Annotated in this window: 18 protein-coding genes; all 18 read right to left on the bottom strand. The window is 52.3% G+C overall.

Annotated elements, in window-relative coordinates; all coding sequences use genetic code 11:
- Positions 1-4: 4 nt before the first annotated feature.
- Positions 5-937 (bottom strand): carbohydrate ABC transporter permease, encoded by a 933-nt coding sequence (locus BN3277_RS02935; protein ID WP_059040813.1) that lies wholly within the window; start codon positions 935-937, stop codon positions 5-7.
- Positions 938-951: 14 nt separating this feature from the next.
- Entirely contained in the window at positions 952-1,923 is a 972-nt protein-coding gene (locus BN3277_RS02930) for an ABC transporter permease (RefSeq protein ID WP_059040812.1), read from the bottom strand.
- A 113-nt stretch (positions 1,924-2,036) separates the two neighbouring features.
- Complete coding sequence (locus tag BN3277_RS02925) at positions 2,037-3,785, bottom strand: extracellular solute-binding protein (protein WP_059040811.1); 1,749 nt, start codon at positions 3,783-3,785, stop codon at positions 2,037-2,039.
- 282 nt (positions 3,786-4,067) lie between these two features.
- A complete protein-coding gene (locus BN3277_RS02920; RefSeq protein ID WP_059040810.1) occupies positions 4,068-5,045 on the bottom strand; it encodes a glycoside hydrolase family 43 protein in 978 nt (325 codons plus the stop codon).
- A 188-nt stretch (positions 5,046-5,233) separates the two neighbouring features.
- Positions 5,234-5,449 carry a hypothetical protein gene (locus BN3277_RS02915; RefSeq protein WP_059040809.1) on the bottom strand — a complete coding sequence of 72 codons (216 nt, stop codon included), beginning with the start codon at positions 5,447-5,449 and terminating at the stop codon, positions 5,234-5,236.
- Positions 5,439-5,879: a hypothetical protein gene (locus BN3277_RS02910; RefSeq protein WP_059040808.1), complete on the bottom strand. Its 441-nt coding sequence runs from the start codon at positions 5,877-5,879 to the stop codon at positions 5,439-5,441. The genes BN3277_RS02915 and BN3277_RS02910 overlap by 11 nt, the downstream gene beginning before the upstream one ends.
- A complete protein-coding gene (locus BN3277_RS02905) occupies positions 5,872-6,915 on the bottom strand; it encodes a discoidin/SUN/FTP domain-containing protein (RefSeq protein ID WP_059040807.1) in 1,044 nt (347 codons plus the stop codon). The genes BN3277_RS02910 and BN3277_RS02905 overlap by 8 nt, the downstream gene beginning before the upstream one ends.
- A 24-nt stretch (positions 6,916-6,939) precedes the next feature.
- Positions 6,940-7,560, bottom strand: coding sequence for a putative phage tail protein (locus BN3277_RS02900; RefSeq protein ID WP_232436308.1), 621 nt, complete (start codon positions 7,558-7,560; stop codon positions 6,940-6,942).
- A complete protein-coding gene (locus tag BN3277_RS02895; RefSeq protein ID WP_059040805.1) occupies positions 7,553-8,614 on the bottom strand; it encodes a baseplate J/gp47 family protein in 1,062 nt (353 codons plus the stop codon). Before BN3277_RS02895 ends, BN3277_RS02900 begins: the two co-directional genes overlap by 8 nt.
- A gap of 2 nt (positions 8,615-8,616) precedes the next feature.
- On the bottom strand, positions 8,617-9,030 hold the full coding sequence (locus BN3277_RS02890) for a DUF2634 domain-containing protein (RefSeq protein WP_059040804.1): 414 nt from the start codon (positions 9,028-9,030) through the stop codon (positions 8,617-8,619).
- Positions 9,030-9,482 (bottom strand): DUF2577 family protein, encoded by a 453-nt coding sequence (locus BN3277_RS02885; protein ID WP_059040803.1) that lies wholly within the window; start codon positions 9,480-9,482, stop codon positions 9,030-9,032. Before BN3277_RS02885 ends, BN3277_RS02890 begins: the two co-directional genes overlap by 1 nt.
- Positions 9,482-10,495 carry an XkdQ/YqbQ family protein gene (locus BN3277_RS02880; RefSeq protein WP_059040802.1) on the bottom strand — a complete coding sequence of 338 codons (1,014 nt, stop codon included), beginning with the start codon at positions 10,493-10,495 and terminating at the stop codon, positions 9,482-9,484. The genes BN3277_RS02885 and BN3277_RS02880 overlap by 1 nt, the downstream gene beginning before the upstream one ends.
- Positions 10,492-11,151, bottom strand: coding sequence for a LysM peptidoglycan-binding domain-containing protein (locus BN3277_RS02875; protein ID WP_059040801.1), 660 nt, complete (start codon positions 11,149-11,151; stop codon positions 10,492-10,494). The genes BN3277_RS02880 and BN3277_RS02875 overlap by 4 nt, the downstream gene beginning before the upstream one ends.
- Complete coding sequence (locus tag BN3277_RS02870; RefSeq protein WP_059040800.1) at positions 11,152-13,146, bottom strand: phage tail tape measure protein; 1,995 nt, start codon at positions 13,144-13,146, stop codon at positions 11,152-11,154. It lies immediately after the preceding gene.
- A 213-nt stretch (positions 13,147-13,359) separates the two neighbouring features.
- Positions 13,360-13,758, bottom strand: coding sequence for a phage tail assembly chaperone (locus BN3277_RS02865; RefSeq protein WP_059040799.1), 399 nt, complete (start codon positions 13,756-13,758; stop codon positions 13,360-13,362).
- A 121-nt stretch (positions 13,759-13,879) separates the two neighbouring features.
- Positions 13,880-14,314: a phage tail tube protein gene (locus BN3277_RS02860; RefSeq protein WP_059040798.1), complete on the bottom strand. Its 435-nt coding sequence runs from the start codon at positions 14,312-14,314 to the stop codon at positions 13,880-13,882.
- Positions 14,315-14,350: 36 nt separating this feature from the next.
- The gene (locus BN3277_RS02855) at positions 14,351-15,409 is read right to left on the bottom strand and encodes a phage tail sheath subtilisin-like domain-containing protein (protein ID WP_059040797.1); all 1,059 of its coding nucleotides are present in this window, start codon (positions 15,407-15,409) and stop codon (positions 14,351-14,353) included.
- Positions 15,410-15,425: 16 nt separating this feature from the next.
- Positions 15,426-15,881, bottom strand: a complete 456-nt coding sequence (locus tag BN3277_RS02850; RefSeq protein ID WP_059040796.1) for a hypothetical protein — start codon at positions 15,879-15,881, stop codon at positions 15,426-15,428.
- Positions 15,882-16,131 lie beyond the last annotated feature (250 nt).

The raw sequence follows: 16,131 nt of genomic DNA, 5'->3' as shown, positions 1-16,131 counted from the left end.
AGGGTCACCCTTTGATTGATCCGACGTAAACGCCTTTAACAAAATATTTCTGCAAGAACGGATACACGACTAAGATCGGTACCGTGGATACAACAATCGCGCAATACTTCACGAGTTCCCGGAAAGCGGTTGAGCTCTGAGCACTGTCGATAACGACGCCACCCGCACTGCCGATCGTTGTGGCCGTGGAATCATTGGCAACTAGGATTTCCTTCATTAAAAGCTGCAGCGGGAACAGCTCCCGATCCTTCAGCAGCACCATCGCGTTAAACCAGGAGTTCCAGTTTCCCACCAAATAGTACAGGAAAATAACCGCCAACGTCGCCTTGGACAACGGCAGGATCACCCGAATCAATATCGCCGCCTGACTAGCGCCATCAATTGTAGCTGCTTCCTCCAGCTCGGCCGGCAGCGCCTGAAAGCTTGTTCTTAGAATGATGATATTCCAGGTGCTTAAAGCCGTTGGCAGAATCATCGCCCACAGGTTGTTGTATAAATGGATATCTTTCATCAGGAGGAACCACGGAATCAACCCGCCGCCAAAAAACATCGTAATCGTGATCAGGATCATGATGAAATTTTTAAAGTAGAGATCTTTCCGCGAGAGAACAAACGCCCCCATAATCGTCATGACCATATTCACCAACGTGCCTAGTCCTACGTAAATGATCGTATTTTTGTACCCAACCAACAAGCTGTTGTCCTTAAAGACCAACTTATATCCATCAAGCGTAAATCCAAGCGGTTTCAGCAAAATCCCGCTATGTGCCATCAGGGCTGTCGGGTTGCTAACGGAAGCGAGCAAAATATGCAGCAAAGGATAAAAGCAGATTAACGTGATGGCGGTCAGCAAAATATAGTTCATGGCGTCAAACACGCGATCCCCGGTTGTCTTGGGCTTCCAGTGCCGGCGCTTCAGCTTTCTGCGGCTGGACATGGCCATTCCCCTTTCTACCATAAGCTCACTTCCGAAGTACGCCGAGCGACTCGGTTCGTCGCCCATAGCAGCGCAAAGTTAATTACGGCGCTAAACAAGCCAACCGCCGTCGAGAAGCTGAGGCTGGCTTCCCTCAAGCCCCTGCGGTAGACGTAAGAAGCGATAACATCCGCCGTATCGTAAGTAAGCGGGTTGTAGAGCAAAATAATCTTCTCGTATCCGGATGCCATCAGTCCGCCAATCGCAAAAATAAACAGAATGACGATAATCGGAGTGATTTGCGGCAGTGTGATATACCACATTTTTTTGATCCTGCCGATGCCGTCAATCTCTGCAGCCTCATACAAAGCGGGATCGATCCCACTCATCGCGGCCAGATAGATAATGCTGTCCCAGCCGATGTTCTGCCAGATGCCGGAGAAGGTATAAATCGGCCTGAAAAAGGCGGAATACCCGAGAAGCGAGGTGTAGTCCTTGCCGGTGATCCACTGGACAACCTGCGTGACGACTCCTTCGTCCGCCGTGAAGATATGAATAATCCCGCAGACGACCACCAAGGAAATAAAGTGAGGCATATAGGTGATCGTTTGAACGGACTTTTTGAATTTCCCGTCTCGTATTTCATTTAGCATTAACGCCAGAATAATCGGCGCAGTAAAACCAAACACGATGCCCCAAACATTAAGGAGAAGCGTATTCTTGATCACTCTCCAAAAGTATGGTCCCTGAAAGAAATCCACGAAATGCTTGAAGCCCACCCAATCGCTTTCAGCAAATCCGAGCAGCGGCTTATAATCCTTAAAGGCGATAAGAACCCCCCACATCGGACCGTAACAAAAGACGAGAAACCATGCGACGACCGGAATCGCCAGCAAGTAGACGAACCAGTTCTTCTTCAGATCTTTTTTGATCGTCTTTCTCGTATTGTTGAGTTTTGGGGCCTTAGCGGCCGGATCAATGCTTCTTGATGTACGGACGACTTCCATGAACGAATCACCTACTCTTCTTCTGAATTCTCTGAAACAATAACGAGGGGCCCAAGCTTCCCAGCCCGGTCACCCTCGTTATGTTCCAATCTCTATCTCAGGCCATCCTGCGATTATCTGCTGTTATAGCGATCCAATGCCGCCTGATGAATGCTCAGAAATTCGTCCAGCCCCATCTTCTTGGCTTCTTCCAGGAACTTGTCGTACGCGTCTACCTGCAGCTCGCCTTTGATGATTTTAGCGAAATATTCCCCGCGCAACGTGGACAATTGGTTGCCCAGCTCCGCTTCCCGCGAGGCTTCCTCTTTCGTGAACGAAATCGGAGGCACCGCCGCGCTCGTATCCATGTTCTCGGTCCATTCTTCCCGAATATCCCCGGAGTAGCTTCCTTTCGCTACGATCAACGGGTTGGAGTTATGCTCGTCACGGATATCCGGCCAGATGTGTCTGCGATATTTATCCAGCGCAACCGCAACCGGCTGTCCATCCGGATCGTTGTAAATGTAGCTGTTTTCCGGGTAATACGGCTTGCCGTTTTCATCGATGAGGTGGACCGTGCCGTATTCGCCGTAGTTATAGATCTCCCAGCCTTTCTTCGTATAAGCAAAATCGAGCCAAGCCATCGCCGCTTCCACATTCTTGGCCTGGGTCGTAATGGCCGCTTCGGTCCCCGTCCGCTTGAAGTTCTTGTACGTCGTGGCGGCTTTATCCCCTTTGTTCAGGACCGGGTTCAGCGCCCCTACGAAGTCGATATTGTTCTGTTCCTTCCAGTAGCTCCACATCGTATCGGGCGAATCCATCATCACGGCGGTCTTCTCGGAAATGGCGCTGGCCATTCGTTGGTTAAAGTCAGCCGTCGCCCAATCCTTGTTCAGCAGCCCTTCCTTGTTCCATTGCTGCATCGTCGCCAGGTATTCCTTCGCTTTGGGTTGAGCCGGTCCCCAGGCTACCTTGCCGTTGCTGTCCAAGAAAGTCCAATCCCATACGCCATAGGCTCCGTTTAGGATCCCGGTAAAAATCTGACCGTAGTTCGATCCATAGTTCAGAGGTTCGCTGTACCCCACTTCCTTGGCTTTGGTCAGGAAGGCATGCCACTCATCAATTGTTTCAGGAACCGGAAGCCCCGTTTTATCCAGCGCCTCCTGCTTGATCAGCATCCCGAACCACATCCACTCCGAATAGGGAGCAATTCCGTAAAAACCAAGCAGCTTGCCGCTATCGGTGACCGTTGTTTTTCTTCGGGTCTCATCGGAATTCCGCCAAGCGGTATAGTTCGGCGCATTCTTCTCCATCAAATCGGTGAGATCCAAATACGCTCCATCGTTCACACCCGCCTCGAAGCCCCCGGGATACCGGCCAGGCTCGATGATGATGTCCGGCAAATCGCCGGAAGAGATCATCAAGGTGAACGCATCCGCTTCTTGCCCCACCGGCGGGGTGATGAAGTTGACCTTAATTCCCGTCAGCTTCTCCACTTGCTTCTGGATCGCGTGATTGTTCATATCCGGGATGTTGCGGTTGGCGGGCATCCAGACGTCCAGCGTCACATCCCCTTTGAACGGATAAGCGGAGTAGTCGTTCGGAATTTTTTCGTCAAAAATATCGCCCAGATAAGTATCGTTTAAGGTCGCATTCACCTCATTGATCTGCTCCGGGGTTGGCGCCGTATTACCGCGAATGTCCGTACTGATGTCTGTAAACGAGGTTTCATGGTTTGGCTGCTCGTCGGAAACATTCTCCTGCTTGTTGCTATTATTTGGGGACGCGTTGTTTGAACCGCCCCCGCTGCACGCCGTAATCATCGAGACCGCAAGAATAAAAACGAAAACAAAACCAAAAATACGTTTCGATTTGTTGTTCATAGAATCCTCCCGTATATTAATCTCAAACCTCAACAACCCCCGACATCACCGTTCATCCCCGTTTCAACACATCGCCCCTTTCGGATCGGCCTAACCCCCTCCATCATCCAGCCCGTTATCACGAAGTAATATTATTGTTTTGTTACAGTTTTTTTGTATCTTTGCGTTGATTATAATCTTCGTTCGACGCGATGTCAACGCTTTCATTTGCGTATTTATCGATTTTATTAAAGAAGTAAACTGATGGTTCGAATCAAAGCTTTTGTTTCAAAAAAACTGTAATTAATCGCATTCCCTCTCTTCCCCAGCAGGTAGCGAAATCGGCACGCCAATGCCGGTGGGTATCCCGAAGTCCGGCATCCCGTTCGCTTGCCAGCCAAAGCTTTGGATTCTTGTACTGCGGGGTGAACCCGTCGAGCGTTGTTGATCCGCTTCGGGATAATCATAAGCATGGTAAACGATCCAGTCCTCAGAGCCGTCTGGAGAAACGGTAAAGCTGTTGTGCCCCGGCGCGTAGACCCCATTTGCTGGATGCTTGGCAAAGACGGGCCCGTCCTCTTTGATCCATGCCTTTGCATCAAGCAAGTCCGCGGTGTCCGGGATCCTCGTCATTCCGAGACAGTAATCGTCCGACCAAGTGGCACTTGCCGAAAACACGAGAAAGATCCAGCCGTTGCGCCGCAACAACACAGGCCCTTCGTTAATCGCCATTCCGCCCTGCTTCTCCCACGATTCCGTCGGAGCCGTAATCAGAACATTTGGACCTGTCAGCGTCCATGGATTGGTCATGCGGACGGCGTAAACCGCAGAACCATAGTCGGGAAAATAGCCGTAACCGGAATAAAAGAAATACAGCTCCCCCTGATGCTGGAGTACCGTTCCGTCCAGTCCCGGAAATTCCGTATTCATCACGCCTTTAAACCGCCACTCGCCGTTTATCGGATCCTCGCCCTCAAGTTCAAGCACGCAGACGCGTCTTGTCTCGTCCCCGCCGCCGTCGTTGGCTGTGTAGTAGATGTACCAGGATCCATCGATGCAATGTAGTTCCGGCGCCCACAGGTTGTGGGAAAAAGGGCCATTCGGCTCGGGGATCCATACCGTCTTTGGCGTTACGCTCCCTAGTCCGGTCAGCGTTTGGCTGTGCCAAAGGGCGATGCGGTCTCCCAACGTAACCGACATATAGTAGCTTCCATCGGGATGCCGAACAATCCACGGATCGGCACCATTTGACAAAATCGGATTCAAAAACGTGTTATTCACTTGATTTCCCCTCCTAAATTCGTACTACATCTGAAGGACTACTAAAATATTTGTTTTATTACAAACATCTTATTTAGTTTTCATCACCATAATCTCTTATCTAGCGAATGTCAACGTTTTCATTTTGGGTAGGGGGGGAGAACATAGAAAGCCATCCGCTCCCCATTGGGGTAGAGATGGCTTAATGATTACTTTTGGGACCGCTGGATTGCCGTCAGCAGCAACGCCTGCTGCTCCAGGACATCGTTTAACATTTCGTACAGGGTGTCCAGGGTGACTTCCGTTGATTTGAGGTTTTGCTGCTTGCGAGAAGCGAATTGATGTTGGAGCTCCTCCACCTTTACGCGAAGCGGATCGGCCGGAATATGGAAATGCGGCTTGGCAGCCGGCTTCTTAGTTGCCATCTACGACCACCACCTTTAAATCACCATTGCGGTCGAGACCCGCTGTTTTCAAGGCATAAACCCCTGGCTCCTCGCTGCTGATCGTCACTTCCGCAACGCCTTTCGCCGTCTTCACCGTTTGCCGTATTCCGTTTAATTCAACGGCCACTTCCTCGTTAAACTCCTTTTGCACCTGTCCCTGACAATCGATTACAGTGATTTTTACCGTCACCGTATCTTCACCGTCCGCCTGAATTTGGGTCTTATCCGCCTCCATACGGACGAAATTCCCCGTAAATCGGCCTTCTGCGTATCGTGTGAACAGTAAGTTCCCCCCCTGATATTGCTCCTGGCTAATCGGGATGAGGTCCGGGGATTCGATTTCTCCGGCTAATTCGCTCACCGCGAACACCCGACCCTCTTCGTCAATCTGCGCATAATAATTAGGCAAACTCAATCACCTCCCAGGAAATCTCCGCGTAGGCCTCGTAAAATCCCTCATAAAAGTTAAAACGCAATTTATTCCCGTCGATCAGCCTCGCGCAAACCGAACCGTCCATCAAAGGGGAAGATTGAAACCAATGAGATAACCCGGAGGTGGTGATGTTGACGAATGTCTTTTGCGGATTTACCGCGGAGATCGTCACCTCTCTCACTGTGGACCCCGTTCCATTCGGATAAAAATAGGAAATGCTCGCCGAACCTCGCTGAACATTTTTGATCCCCACGTCTTTCCACCCCCATCCCTCAGAATATTGCAGCGATCCTTTATAGATTCGAAAGTCAGGACTCTCATGAACTTCTCGACTATAGACACCGAACCCCGAGACGTGGACGATATCCGTCTGAGCCCCGGGATCCGTCAGCGTCAGCCGTATATACGATCCCGTAAATAACTGATCGAACGGATGGTATCGGGGAGGCTCATCCGTGCCGCTATGGGAATACGTGTATATTCTAGTCCAATTTGTAATGTCATTGCCGATTTCAACGAAGAAGTTTCGCGGCGGGGCAACCCAGTTGTTTTCGAAGCTGATTCCTTCGATCTCGGGATACCCGGTCGTAAGATTCACGGTCATAGATTGAGGAAAAGAAACGGATCTCCGGTCGACCATCCAATAATTGTCGCCGTATTGTCGATAAGGTGCATTGGGAACCCCAACGACTACTCCACCCGTAACGGAAAACGGCTTGTATTTGGCGACGTTCCCGCTGAGCCGACCGGACTTCAAATGCCTGCGGCAAAGCGTCGCACGCGCAACCCGATCCCCGGTTACGGCGGATAAAGCGATCCGGTCCGACGTAATCGCCCCGACAGCAATCCCTTCGGTACCGATTTGCGGCGCATCCCCGGCTTTACCGGTATGCCGATGGCCACCGGTCGCGCGAAATAAGGCATCAATCGCTTCGATATTCTCGTTCTGAGCCGTCCTCCTGACGGTATCAGAAGGCTCAAATGTAGTTAAACCGCTAGGCAGTTTTGGCATAAATACTCCCCTTTCATCGTAACCTCATGTTCGTGTAGCTCCAGGCTTCCAGATTTCCAACTCATCCCAGGACATATCAAGCGCATCGAGTTCCTCCCAGGATAAACCGGCAGAATCCAGCTCTTCCCATCGTAAATAGGTAAATTGGAAGACCAATTGAAGATGGGCGGGGACGATTTCACGAAGCGCGTTTTGCATATCCGGCAAATTCGGCGGAACCCCACGCTTGCCGATAAACGTAATCACCACTTCGTAATGGTTGAAATTTTCCTGTACCTGGATTTCTCCGTTCTCAAACGAATCCGCCACCTCTTTGATCACGGCCAGCGTTACGGTCCCGGCTCCCCGAATCTTCGACTTAATCACCGAACGTCGCTGCTCCAGAGGTTTATCTTCGTCACTTGGAATGCCGCAAATGCCTTCCCAAGCGGATAACCCCCAAGTCGCCCGATCGATAAAAAACTGATCCAACACCTCCCGAATCTCGGCGTTCAGATCCATCAACTCCCGGGCTTCGCGCGTCATCAAATTCCCGACGATGCCCAGCTTTCCGCTGGCTTCCTTCGGCATATAGTAATCAGGTAAATAATCCATCATATCATTCTGGATATTTCGAGCCATGACGACTTTGCTTGGACTAGACAACGAAATTCACCGTCCCCGCCACAGCAACCTGCTCTTCGCCGATATTCAGGTTCTGATTGGCTACCCCGTTAAGGGTCAGGTTCTTGAAATCCGTCACAGCTTCGATATCGAGAAGCAAGCCGAATATCCGATTATACGGGACGACCGGGCTTTGGAAGGCCAAGTCGGCCAGGAATGCTTTTAACTTCTCACTGAACAACGCCTTGACGTTCGCCAATACCGCTCCTGAAGCCAGCGTCACATTCGCCGTAACATTGATCTTCAACTCCTGGGCAGGCGTTACGGTGACGGAAGCTCCTACCGGCCGCCGTTCCTCTACAGCCTGTCTGACGGCCTCCACGATGGAAGGAACCGGGGCGATTTTATCTTCCGACAGCACGGATAACTTAACGGTTCCGCCGCCGTTCCAAACGGGGAATACCTTCACGTCGCCAACCCCTCGCACTTCGAGCGCCCATTGGCGGTAATGCCAGGCATTACCGCTGGTCGCAGGCCGGCGCACCCGGTCGTAATAACGAACCAACAGCGATTCATCGGATTCGGTCTCTGCGCCGTTCACAAATTCCTCGGGGTTGGTTACCGATACGATCCCGGATAGATTTCCCAGCACCAGCTTAATTCGGCCTTTATCGACATTCCCCCGTTTCCCTCCGGCAGCCGCCACGGCTTTTACCGTCGCTTTCTTCTGCTTGATGATCCCTGGTCCCGTCGTGAAAAAAGTAACCGCCTCTTCTTCATCCGTCGATACGGCGGTTTCCTCCCGGGTGACTGTGTCATCATCCCCCCTAAACACCAGCCTCCCTTCTGCCTTCACGCTTGGACGCCGGGTCAAGCCAAGTTCTCCGGCGCGGAGGTCTAGGTACTCGGAAGGCTGTTCTGGGCCGGCAAAGCCAAACTTCAGCACATGGTCCAACTCAATGTAGGCATGCGCCAATTCGATCGCAGCAGGGGACAGCAAATCGAAAGTGATAGAGCCCTGCCGGGTATCGATCTCCTTCGGCGAGGCGTCCCGCATCCGCTGCAAAATCGCTTCTTTGGTCTGATGTTCAAACACGTTTATATCCGCACCTCCTGCTGTACTGTCCCTTCTGTGGTATGAACCGTAAAGGTCACGAACAGCTTATCGTTCTCCCGTACGATGAGAAATTGGTCGACCGCAGTAACCCGATCATCTTCTCGAAGCGCTTCGGTAATAACCCTCGTGATTTCACTTTTGAGCAACTGCTGGGAAATATCTTGGCCCAGCAAGCTTTCGATTTCACAGCCGTATTGACTGTTATAGATCAGATACCGGTACCGCGCCGTTTGGATCGCCTTGCGGATAAATTGACGTACGGCTTCCGTTCCGTCTATGATCCGCTCGACTACCAGGCCCGTTTCGAAATCGAGTGCATAAGTCCGGGATGGGAGCGTTGCCGGTTTGGCTTCTGCATAACGCTCCTCTCTTCTTTGCAGCGGAGACAACGCCATCAGTACATCACCGCCCGATCCAAAATAAGATAGGTTTGCCCCTGATGAATGCCGGCTACGATCACGCGATCATCTTTCTTCAGTTCATCTGTGAATTCAAGTTCGGCTTCCTGTACCGTCAAATTTGCGGAGGACATGCCGAAGGAAGTGAATTCTGTGATCTCACCACTCCCGCTTGGGGTTGTCAAAATAGCTACCCACGAGAGGGATGTGGAAGACACTTCCGTCTTTCCCTCGCTCTTTAAATTTACTTTCCGCGTATATTTCGTTAACGACTGAGCCACGATCAGATCGTCCTTCTCCAGCTCCACATTCATATGATCCACTTTAATCTTCAACTCAGGCGGCGGCGCTGTCACTGTCGCCAACTCCAAGGTGATGTCCGAGTTGTAGCCGATGGCTCGGATTAATTGCACAAGCTGGCTCGCTCCCGAGCCTTCGATGCGTTCCATTATCCGGCCCCCTTCTTCTCTTCCTTGTATTCCAGTTTGGGAATGTCGTCCGTCGCCGACAAGGTTAACGACATGGTATGGCGGCCGAGCTCAAACCGATGTTCGTCGGCCGACACGTAATAACCGCCAAGAATGCCCGTCACCGATTCCTTAACGTACACGCACGAACCGGAAATCACGTCGGCGATCCCCAAGCAATCGATACGCGCTTGATCCTCGATGGTCGCCAAATCTTGAAGCAGCTGCTTCGCACGTTGCTCCATCTGGGAGGAGGTCATCGCCTGATCCGGCTTCTCCAAATGCTGCATCACGCCAAATTTCCGAATCAATTCCGAATCCTTGGCGCTGGCTGACAGCTCCTTCTTTTTCCCGTCCTCGCCGATAACCTTGATTTGGGTACGCGTTTCTTCGATGGATTGTGAGTAGCTGGCTCCAAGCAGGTTAACGCCGTTCTCCAGCACCCACTTCCCCTTTTGCTCTTTGCGTGCCAACAGCTGCAGCTTACCTTCCCTCGAGGTGATCCAGAACCGCTGGCCGGTTTGCTTTTCACTTTCAGTCAAGGCCATGACCATCATTTCGAACAAGGTCTTGTCGCGCAAGACCAGCTTCGGGATGACATAACCCGTATCCTGAATTTCCCCTATCGGGATGGAGAACTCGTTACATAAGCGTTTCACCACCGCAGAGGCCGTTTGCCCGCGAAAGATTTTTGTATCCTTGCTCTTGGTCAGGTAAATGTTTTCATCGTAAGCCGTTAAAGACATCTGGCCCTTGGAGTCGATCTCATCCGCAAATAGGACGCCTCGAAACAGCTCTTGATCGTCCAGGAGAAGTCGCAGTTCTCCGCCTTTCTGGAGGTTCATCAACAATTCGCGAAGATCGCCGGTGTTGGACAACTCAACGACCAGCTTGCGTGCGGCTTGTTTGATATCGCCGGACCAGTTGACGGACTTGACGATCGGATCCAAAAAAACGTCTTTCTCCTCATCCTTATAGGTCACGCTCCAGCTCATGAAGGAATCACCAGCTTCTGACCGGGGATGATCCGATTCGGATCCTTGCCGATTACCGCTTGATTCGCCGTGTATACTTCCCTCCACCGGTCGCCGTTGCCGAGCGTTCGCTGTGCGATTTTCCACAACGTATCCCCGGGGATGACGATGTAGGCGGCCGGAGGTGTCTTCGTGTCAGGGCGATATTCTCCCGTAATCACCATCGCTTTCCCTGACCCGGTCGTCTCCACTTGACGGAACTGCATTTCCTTATACTCCTTCAACTCCAGCTCGAAAAAAACGTCACCCGGGTTCCCCGCGCGTTCGCTGTATTGGAAAGAACGGAGAGTCACCAGCCCTTTGAGCTTCGTGCCTGTAATGTCGAGTCGAATGGGACGTCGGCTTCGCATCCAAGACTCGATCTTCTCCACGGTTGCCCAGGGATCCGGCAGATTCTCATATTCGCAATATCCGGGATGATAGTCACGCGGAAAAAAAGAAGCAAACGAGTACTCCTTTAACGCCGCCTCTCCGATGACCGTGTATTCTCCTAACTGCGTAACCTGGATGTCCTCATAACCATGCGAGCTTTTTACCGATACCTGTTCCGGATTCACCGGTAACCACAACCATTCCTTCTCATCGATGGTCTTTAACCAAAATTCAAGTGATGCCATTTACGCCATCAACCCTCCCGCCGCTTTGATCTCGCGGGCCAGCGCTCTAGCGATCGCGTCGATATCGGATTCCTGGCGGACGTGAAACGTATTGCCTGTAATCGATATGGCGGCTCCCCCGCCTGCCCCGTTTGAGAATTCCCGGTTCTCGGCAGCCGTCATAATGCGCTCTCCCTTGTGTAGCCGGGCCATCATTCCGTCATAGGGCACATAAGACATGCCATGATAGCGGCTCGTCGGAGGACCTCCGTTTGATGTTGCTGCATTACCACCGGCCCCCTCATTCTCGTCACCGCTGAAAATATCGAACACGCTGAGGAAGGAGCTGATTTTATCCTTCACTTTGTTAACCTGCTCCACGATCCAATCCATGTGGTACTTGAAGGCGTATGCCAACCCAGCAACGGCCACCCCTACCAGCAGGACGGCGGCAATAATCGGAAGGAATGGTGCAACAGCCGCCCATCCCGCTACCGCAGAAGCCCATAAGGCCGGCGCAAAAACGCCAAGCAGCAAAGCGGCTATGGAGCCGATCGTAGCCAGTACGATATCCCCGTCCCGGGTTAAGACTTCAACGACGGAGGCTAGGGCTTCACCAAGGGGCAGCAAGGCTTCCCCTAACGGGGCTAACGCCACGGTGATCCGATTCTGCAGCATACTCCACTTGTCACCGAAGCTTTGGACCTCGCCCGCCTGGTTTCGAATCGCGTTTCCTGCCGTATTCATCGCCGCAACTACGCCGCCAAATTCAACCTGCCCGTTCTTCAGGGCGGATACCAGATCGCCGCTGACGCTGTGACCAAAGTACTGAGCAGCCACAGCTGCGGCCTCCGACTCGGTCGCCGCCGCTTTAATCTTAGCGGTAATAGCGGCAAGGCCTTCCCCTTTTATGTCCTTTCGGAGCGCATCCTGGATTGGGGTTAATCCGGAAGATTGCCATTTGGCCATCAAGGCCATCGACTGCTCAAAACTAAGCCCCATTTGCTGCAAGGGGATGCCAAGCGAGCCCATATTTTTGAGTAAATCCCCCATACCTGCCCCACTAACACGGCTTGCAGCGAAAAATTGGTCCATCATCAAAGTTCCTTCGCCGGCCTTCTTGCCCCAAACACTCATGACCGAAGCCGCTGCGTTGGCCGCTTCGGCACTGTTCGCTCCACTTAATCGCGAAGCATCCAACACCGTTTTGGACATTTCGGTTAACGTCGTTCCCGTAAGCTTGGCTTTGCCGCTCAATGTCCCCATCACACCAGCGATCTCATTTAGGTTTTGCGGCACCTGTCCGCCAAGCTCTCGCAGAGACGCGACCATCCCTTTCATTTGGCCAGGGCCGGCCATTGAAGCGGCACGCAGGGTCCCCACTGCCGTGCTGAATTCCTTGGCAGCCGCAAGCGACCGATCCTGCAGTTGACCGAGTAGGCTGCCTGCCGTGCTAGCCGCGGATGAGAGCATCTTCTTCCGGTCTTCCGGCAGGTTCTGAATCGCGGTGTTGCCTGCGATATTTTGCAGCCGTTTGATTCCTTTTAACTTCGGCGGAGTGTTGGGTCCAACCGGGAACCCGAGCTGCGCAGCCAGAGCATCGTCCGCCTTCTTCTTGGCCGAAGCGGCTCTCTTGTCCTGAACCTTCTGCCACACCCCGGCAATTGGCTTGCCCAGCGCCTTCGCCCCTTTGGATACACTTTCCGCCTTGGCCTTAACTGCCCAAGACAAATCCAGCATAAAGTTGTCGACGGCCGGCTTCATCGCGGCCAGCTTTTTCCGCATAACCCCAGCGGTTGCACCCGCTGCGAGTTGTAATGAAACGAATTGTTTGGCCACTTTAGCCCCGGTGCTCTGCGTCGCTTCCAGCTCTTTCCCGATGCGGGCAAACCCGCTGACCTGCTCAAGCTGGGACGTTGTTTTTTGCAGCTGGCTCATCATTTTGTTGAGCTTATTCAAGTCATTTAACATCGCCTTCGAAAAGTCGGGAATACTCCCGCCTGCCGATGAGCTCAACCTCCTCGCCTCCCCTGTTCAGCCTTTACGGCTTCAGCCTGCGGGCGGCTCTCTCCTGCTCCTTGCGCGCCTTCTCCTCCTCTTCCAATTGCAGCATCATCGAGGCGTACATAAACCTCTTTACGTTCTCGTCTTTGTTGTACACCTCATCCGGCGGCAAGTGATGGCGTTGGAAGATCAGATGCAGCAGGAAGGCTTCTCCGCCCGCTTTGATCAGTTTTTTATTTCATCTTCATCACTGTCGAAGCCGCTGATTTCCAAAATTTCTGCGGACAGCTTGGCGATCTCACCGGCCAACAACAACCCGAGGATCGCTTCGGTTGGGGTCCCGTATTTCTCAACCAGCTCCTTGGCCGACCAATCCGGGATCAGGCATGCCTTCTGGATAACCAGGGCACCGAACTGTTCATCGTCCAGCACCTTTTCCCGCTTAGGCCCTTTTCCGGTGAAGTGGGTGCACTGCTCCTGGATTCGGTGTATCGTTTTGCCGTCCAACGCCTGAATTTGAAAATCCACGCCAAGCCGTTTCATCGGAACGTCCCTTTTCGGTTTACTGTCCGCCCCAAGCAAAGCCTGGAGTACGTGATTTTGTCGGTTATCCGTAATCGCCATCGATCTTCATCTCCTTAAAAAATGGTGTATTCCCCAATGGATGGGGGGCAAGTACGTAAAAGGTTCCTACGATTGCCCTCGCCTGCATCGCATTCATGTTTTCAACTGATCACCTCGCCCGTTATTCCGCAACGAGTTTATCCAACAATTCGTAGCCGGTAAAATTAAAGGGAAGCTCTTCCTCCACGATGGAGCCCACTTCGAAATGCATCAACGGGATTTTATCGAAAGTAACGCCCTTCAATCGAACTCTGTACGCTCCATAGGACTCCGGATCCTCCAGCTTCAAGATCAACTCCGTCGTAAAGGCACCTTGTTTGTCATCGGCGATTTGTCCGATAAGCTCGACGAACTCGGAGGTCACTTTATACCCGGTAATCGTCCCGGAGCCGCTGAGTCCGGTTACTTTATGCGCCGTCCAGCGCGTACCGGAACGTTTGATTTCCTCCTTGGTAATTTCCACGTTGGCTTCCGCTGATTTGACGTTGGTCAGCCAGCGACCATCGTAATACACATATCCGAAAGTTCCATTGATCACTCGGGTTGAATCCAGCACTGATACCCCTCCTAATGAGATTTATTCCTCTTCTTCCTACACCTTAATGGTTAGGAAAATCCGCTCCATGCTGTCGATCTCCGTAAAGGCGATCCGTAAATACACGGTGTCGCCTTCCGATTGCCGATCCGGGTCCAGCGTAACTGCGATATCCGTCAACACATTGTTCAGCTCCAGCCGCTCCAAATAAGCTTTGACGGCCGAAATGAGCGCGGCCTGCCCGTCAGCATTGTTATCCAGCTTGCCGATATACGCATCGGCGGCTGCCTTCGTAATATCGGTGGAAATCGCTTGACGCGCCCGCATGGCTCGAACCTTCTTCCCACTCGTGACCAGGCCTTGTTCCACCTTAACCTTCTCCCCGTCATGAACCAGAACAAGCGAGCCCTTCTGCAGGGCGGTATTGATCTCCGTATTCCGCAGCCGTTTGGCCACGTCGCTTGCATACACCGGAGCATACGTAATCGATTTGTTGATTCCGGTTCCCGCAATTAATCCGGCGATGTAAGGAGCGTAAAGCGCGGAGCTGTATACCGTCCCTTCGATGTTGACGCCGCTGATTAAATTCACCGCGTAATCGTCAGCCAGATCCACGCTGCGTTGGTTGCCCTTCACAGGATCCAGATCGTCTTCGGCCTTGCCGCCGAACACCGTCAGGAAGTGCTTGCCTTCATCGTCGCGGCTGTCCGCGCACCATTTTAACGTGGCCTTTTGTTCGCTGGCTGGGACTTCTCCCGGAAAAACAAACACGTTAAAATGCCGGGTGCTAAATACGTCGCGAATCGCGGCATAATCAGCAGCGACTGGATCCCCTCCGCCGCTCGGTACTGGCACCGTATAAACAAGCACCTCTTTCGCTCCTCCCAAAAGAGCAAGGCGGATTGGCTCCACAAACGCGTCGCCGAACCATTTGGCGGCCTCGGATTCTTTTTCCACGGTAAAAAATTGACCGGCACCCGCTCCCTCATACTGAAACAACGGCAATGCCACGGTTCCCCGAGCTCCCCCTTTGATTTGCGCCGCGGCCGCCTCCACGAAATTAATGTATAAACCAGGCCGTACCGGCAAGCTGGTTGTATCCCATGTTCCACCCATGACTTCATGCCACCTTTCAGTTGTTTGTCGTGCGAAATTCCATATGTTTGATTTTGTCCTGCGATCGGAACATCACCGGTTCGCGCGATTGTAGCTGCAGTGTACTCTGGCATTTGTGCAAACCGTTCTCTATCCGTTCAGCGGAGGTGATCGTAAACGACTCCACCCGGATCGGCTTCATGCCGGCACCTGCTCCTTCATCCGAGCCTGTACTTTCGTTCATCACATATCGGCTGAGCGACTCCATATCGTATAACGCGGCTTCCACTGCGCCTGCATAGTAACCGATCGTATATTGGCGCTCGAGCAGCGTATGGCTTCTCGAATCGCTCCTTCGGACTTCCTGCTTCAGCATGACCACAAAATCCCCGGCGACTGGTTCAACAGGCTCCTGGAACCAATGAACCATAGAATCGGGGAACCTTTTCGTGATCAACTCCGTTAAACCGCCTACCTCCTCGGCCAATAACACGTTAAAGTCCCTCCCTTAGGCCGAAGCCCTCTTACCTTTTCCAGCGAATTGTTATTGTTATAAACCCCATCCCCCGTTTCTTCGCGAAGTGATCCATTCAACGAACCATTCCGGCCGCATTTCGGATTATAGGGGGTTCCCAGACACGCCGAATAGGATGAAATTTCTTCACCTGGGGGTGAAGAGAAATCATCCTATTGCGGGCATCGGATCGTTTGTTATACTGGACTTACTTGTAAACTTCTGTAAG

Source organism: Paenibacillus rubinfantis, from assembly GCF_001486505.1.
GTDB lineage: Bacteria > Bacillota > Bacilli > Paenibacillales > Paenibacillaceae > Fontibacillus > Fontibacillus rubinfantis.
The sequence above is the reverse complement of the archived record's forward strand: the minus strand, read 5'-3'. Positions and strand labels throughout refer to the sequence as shown.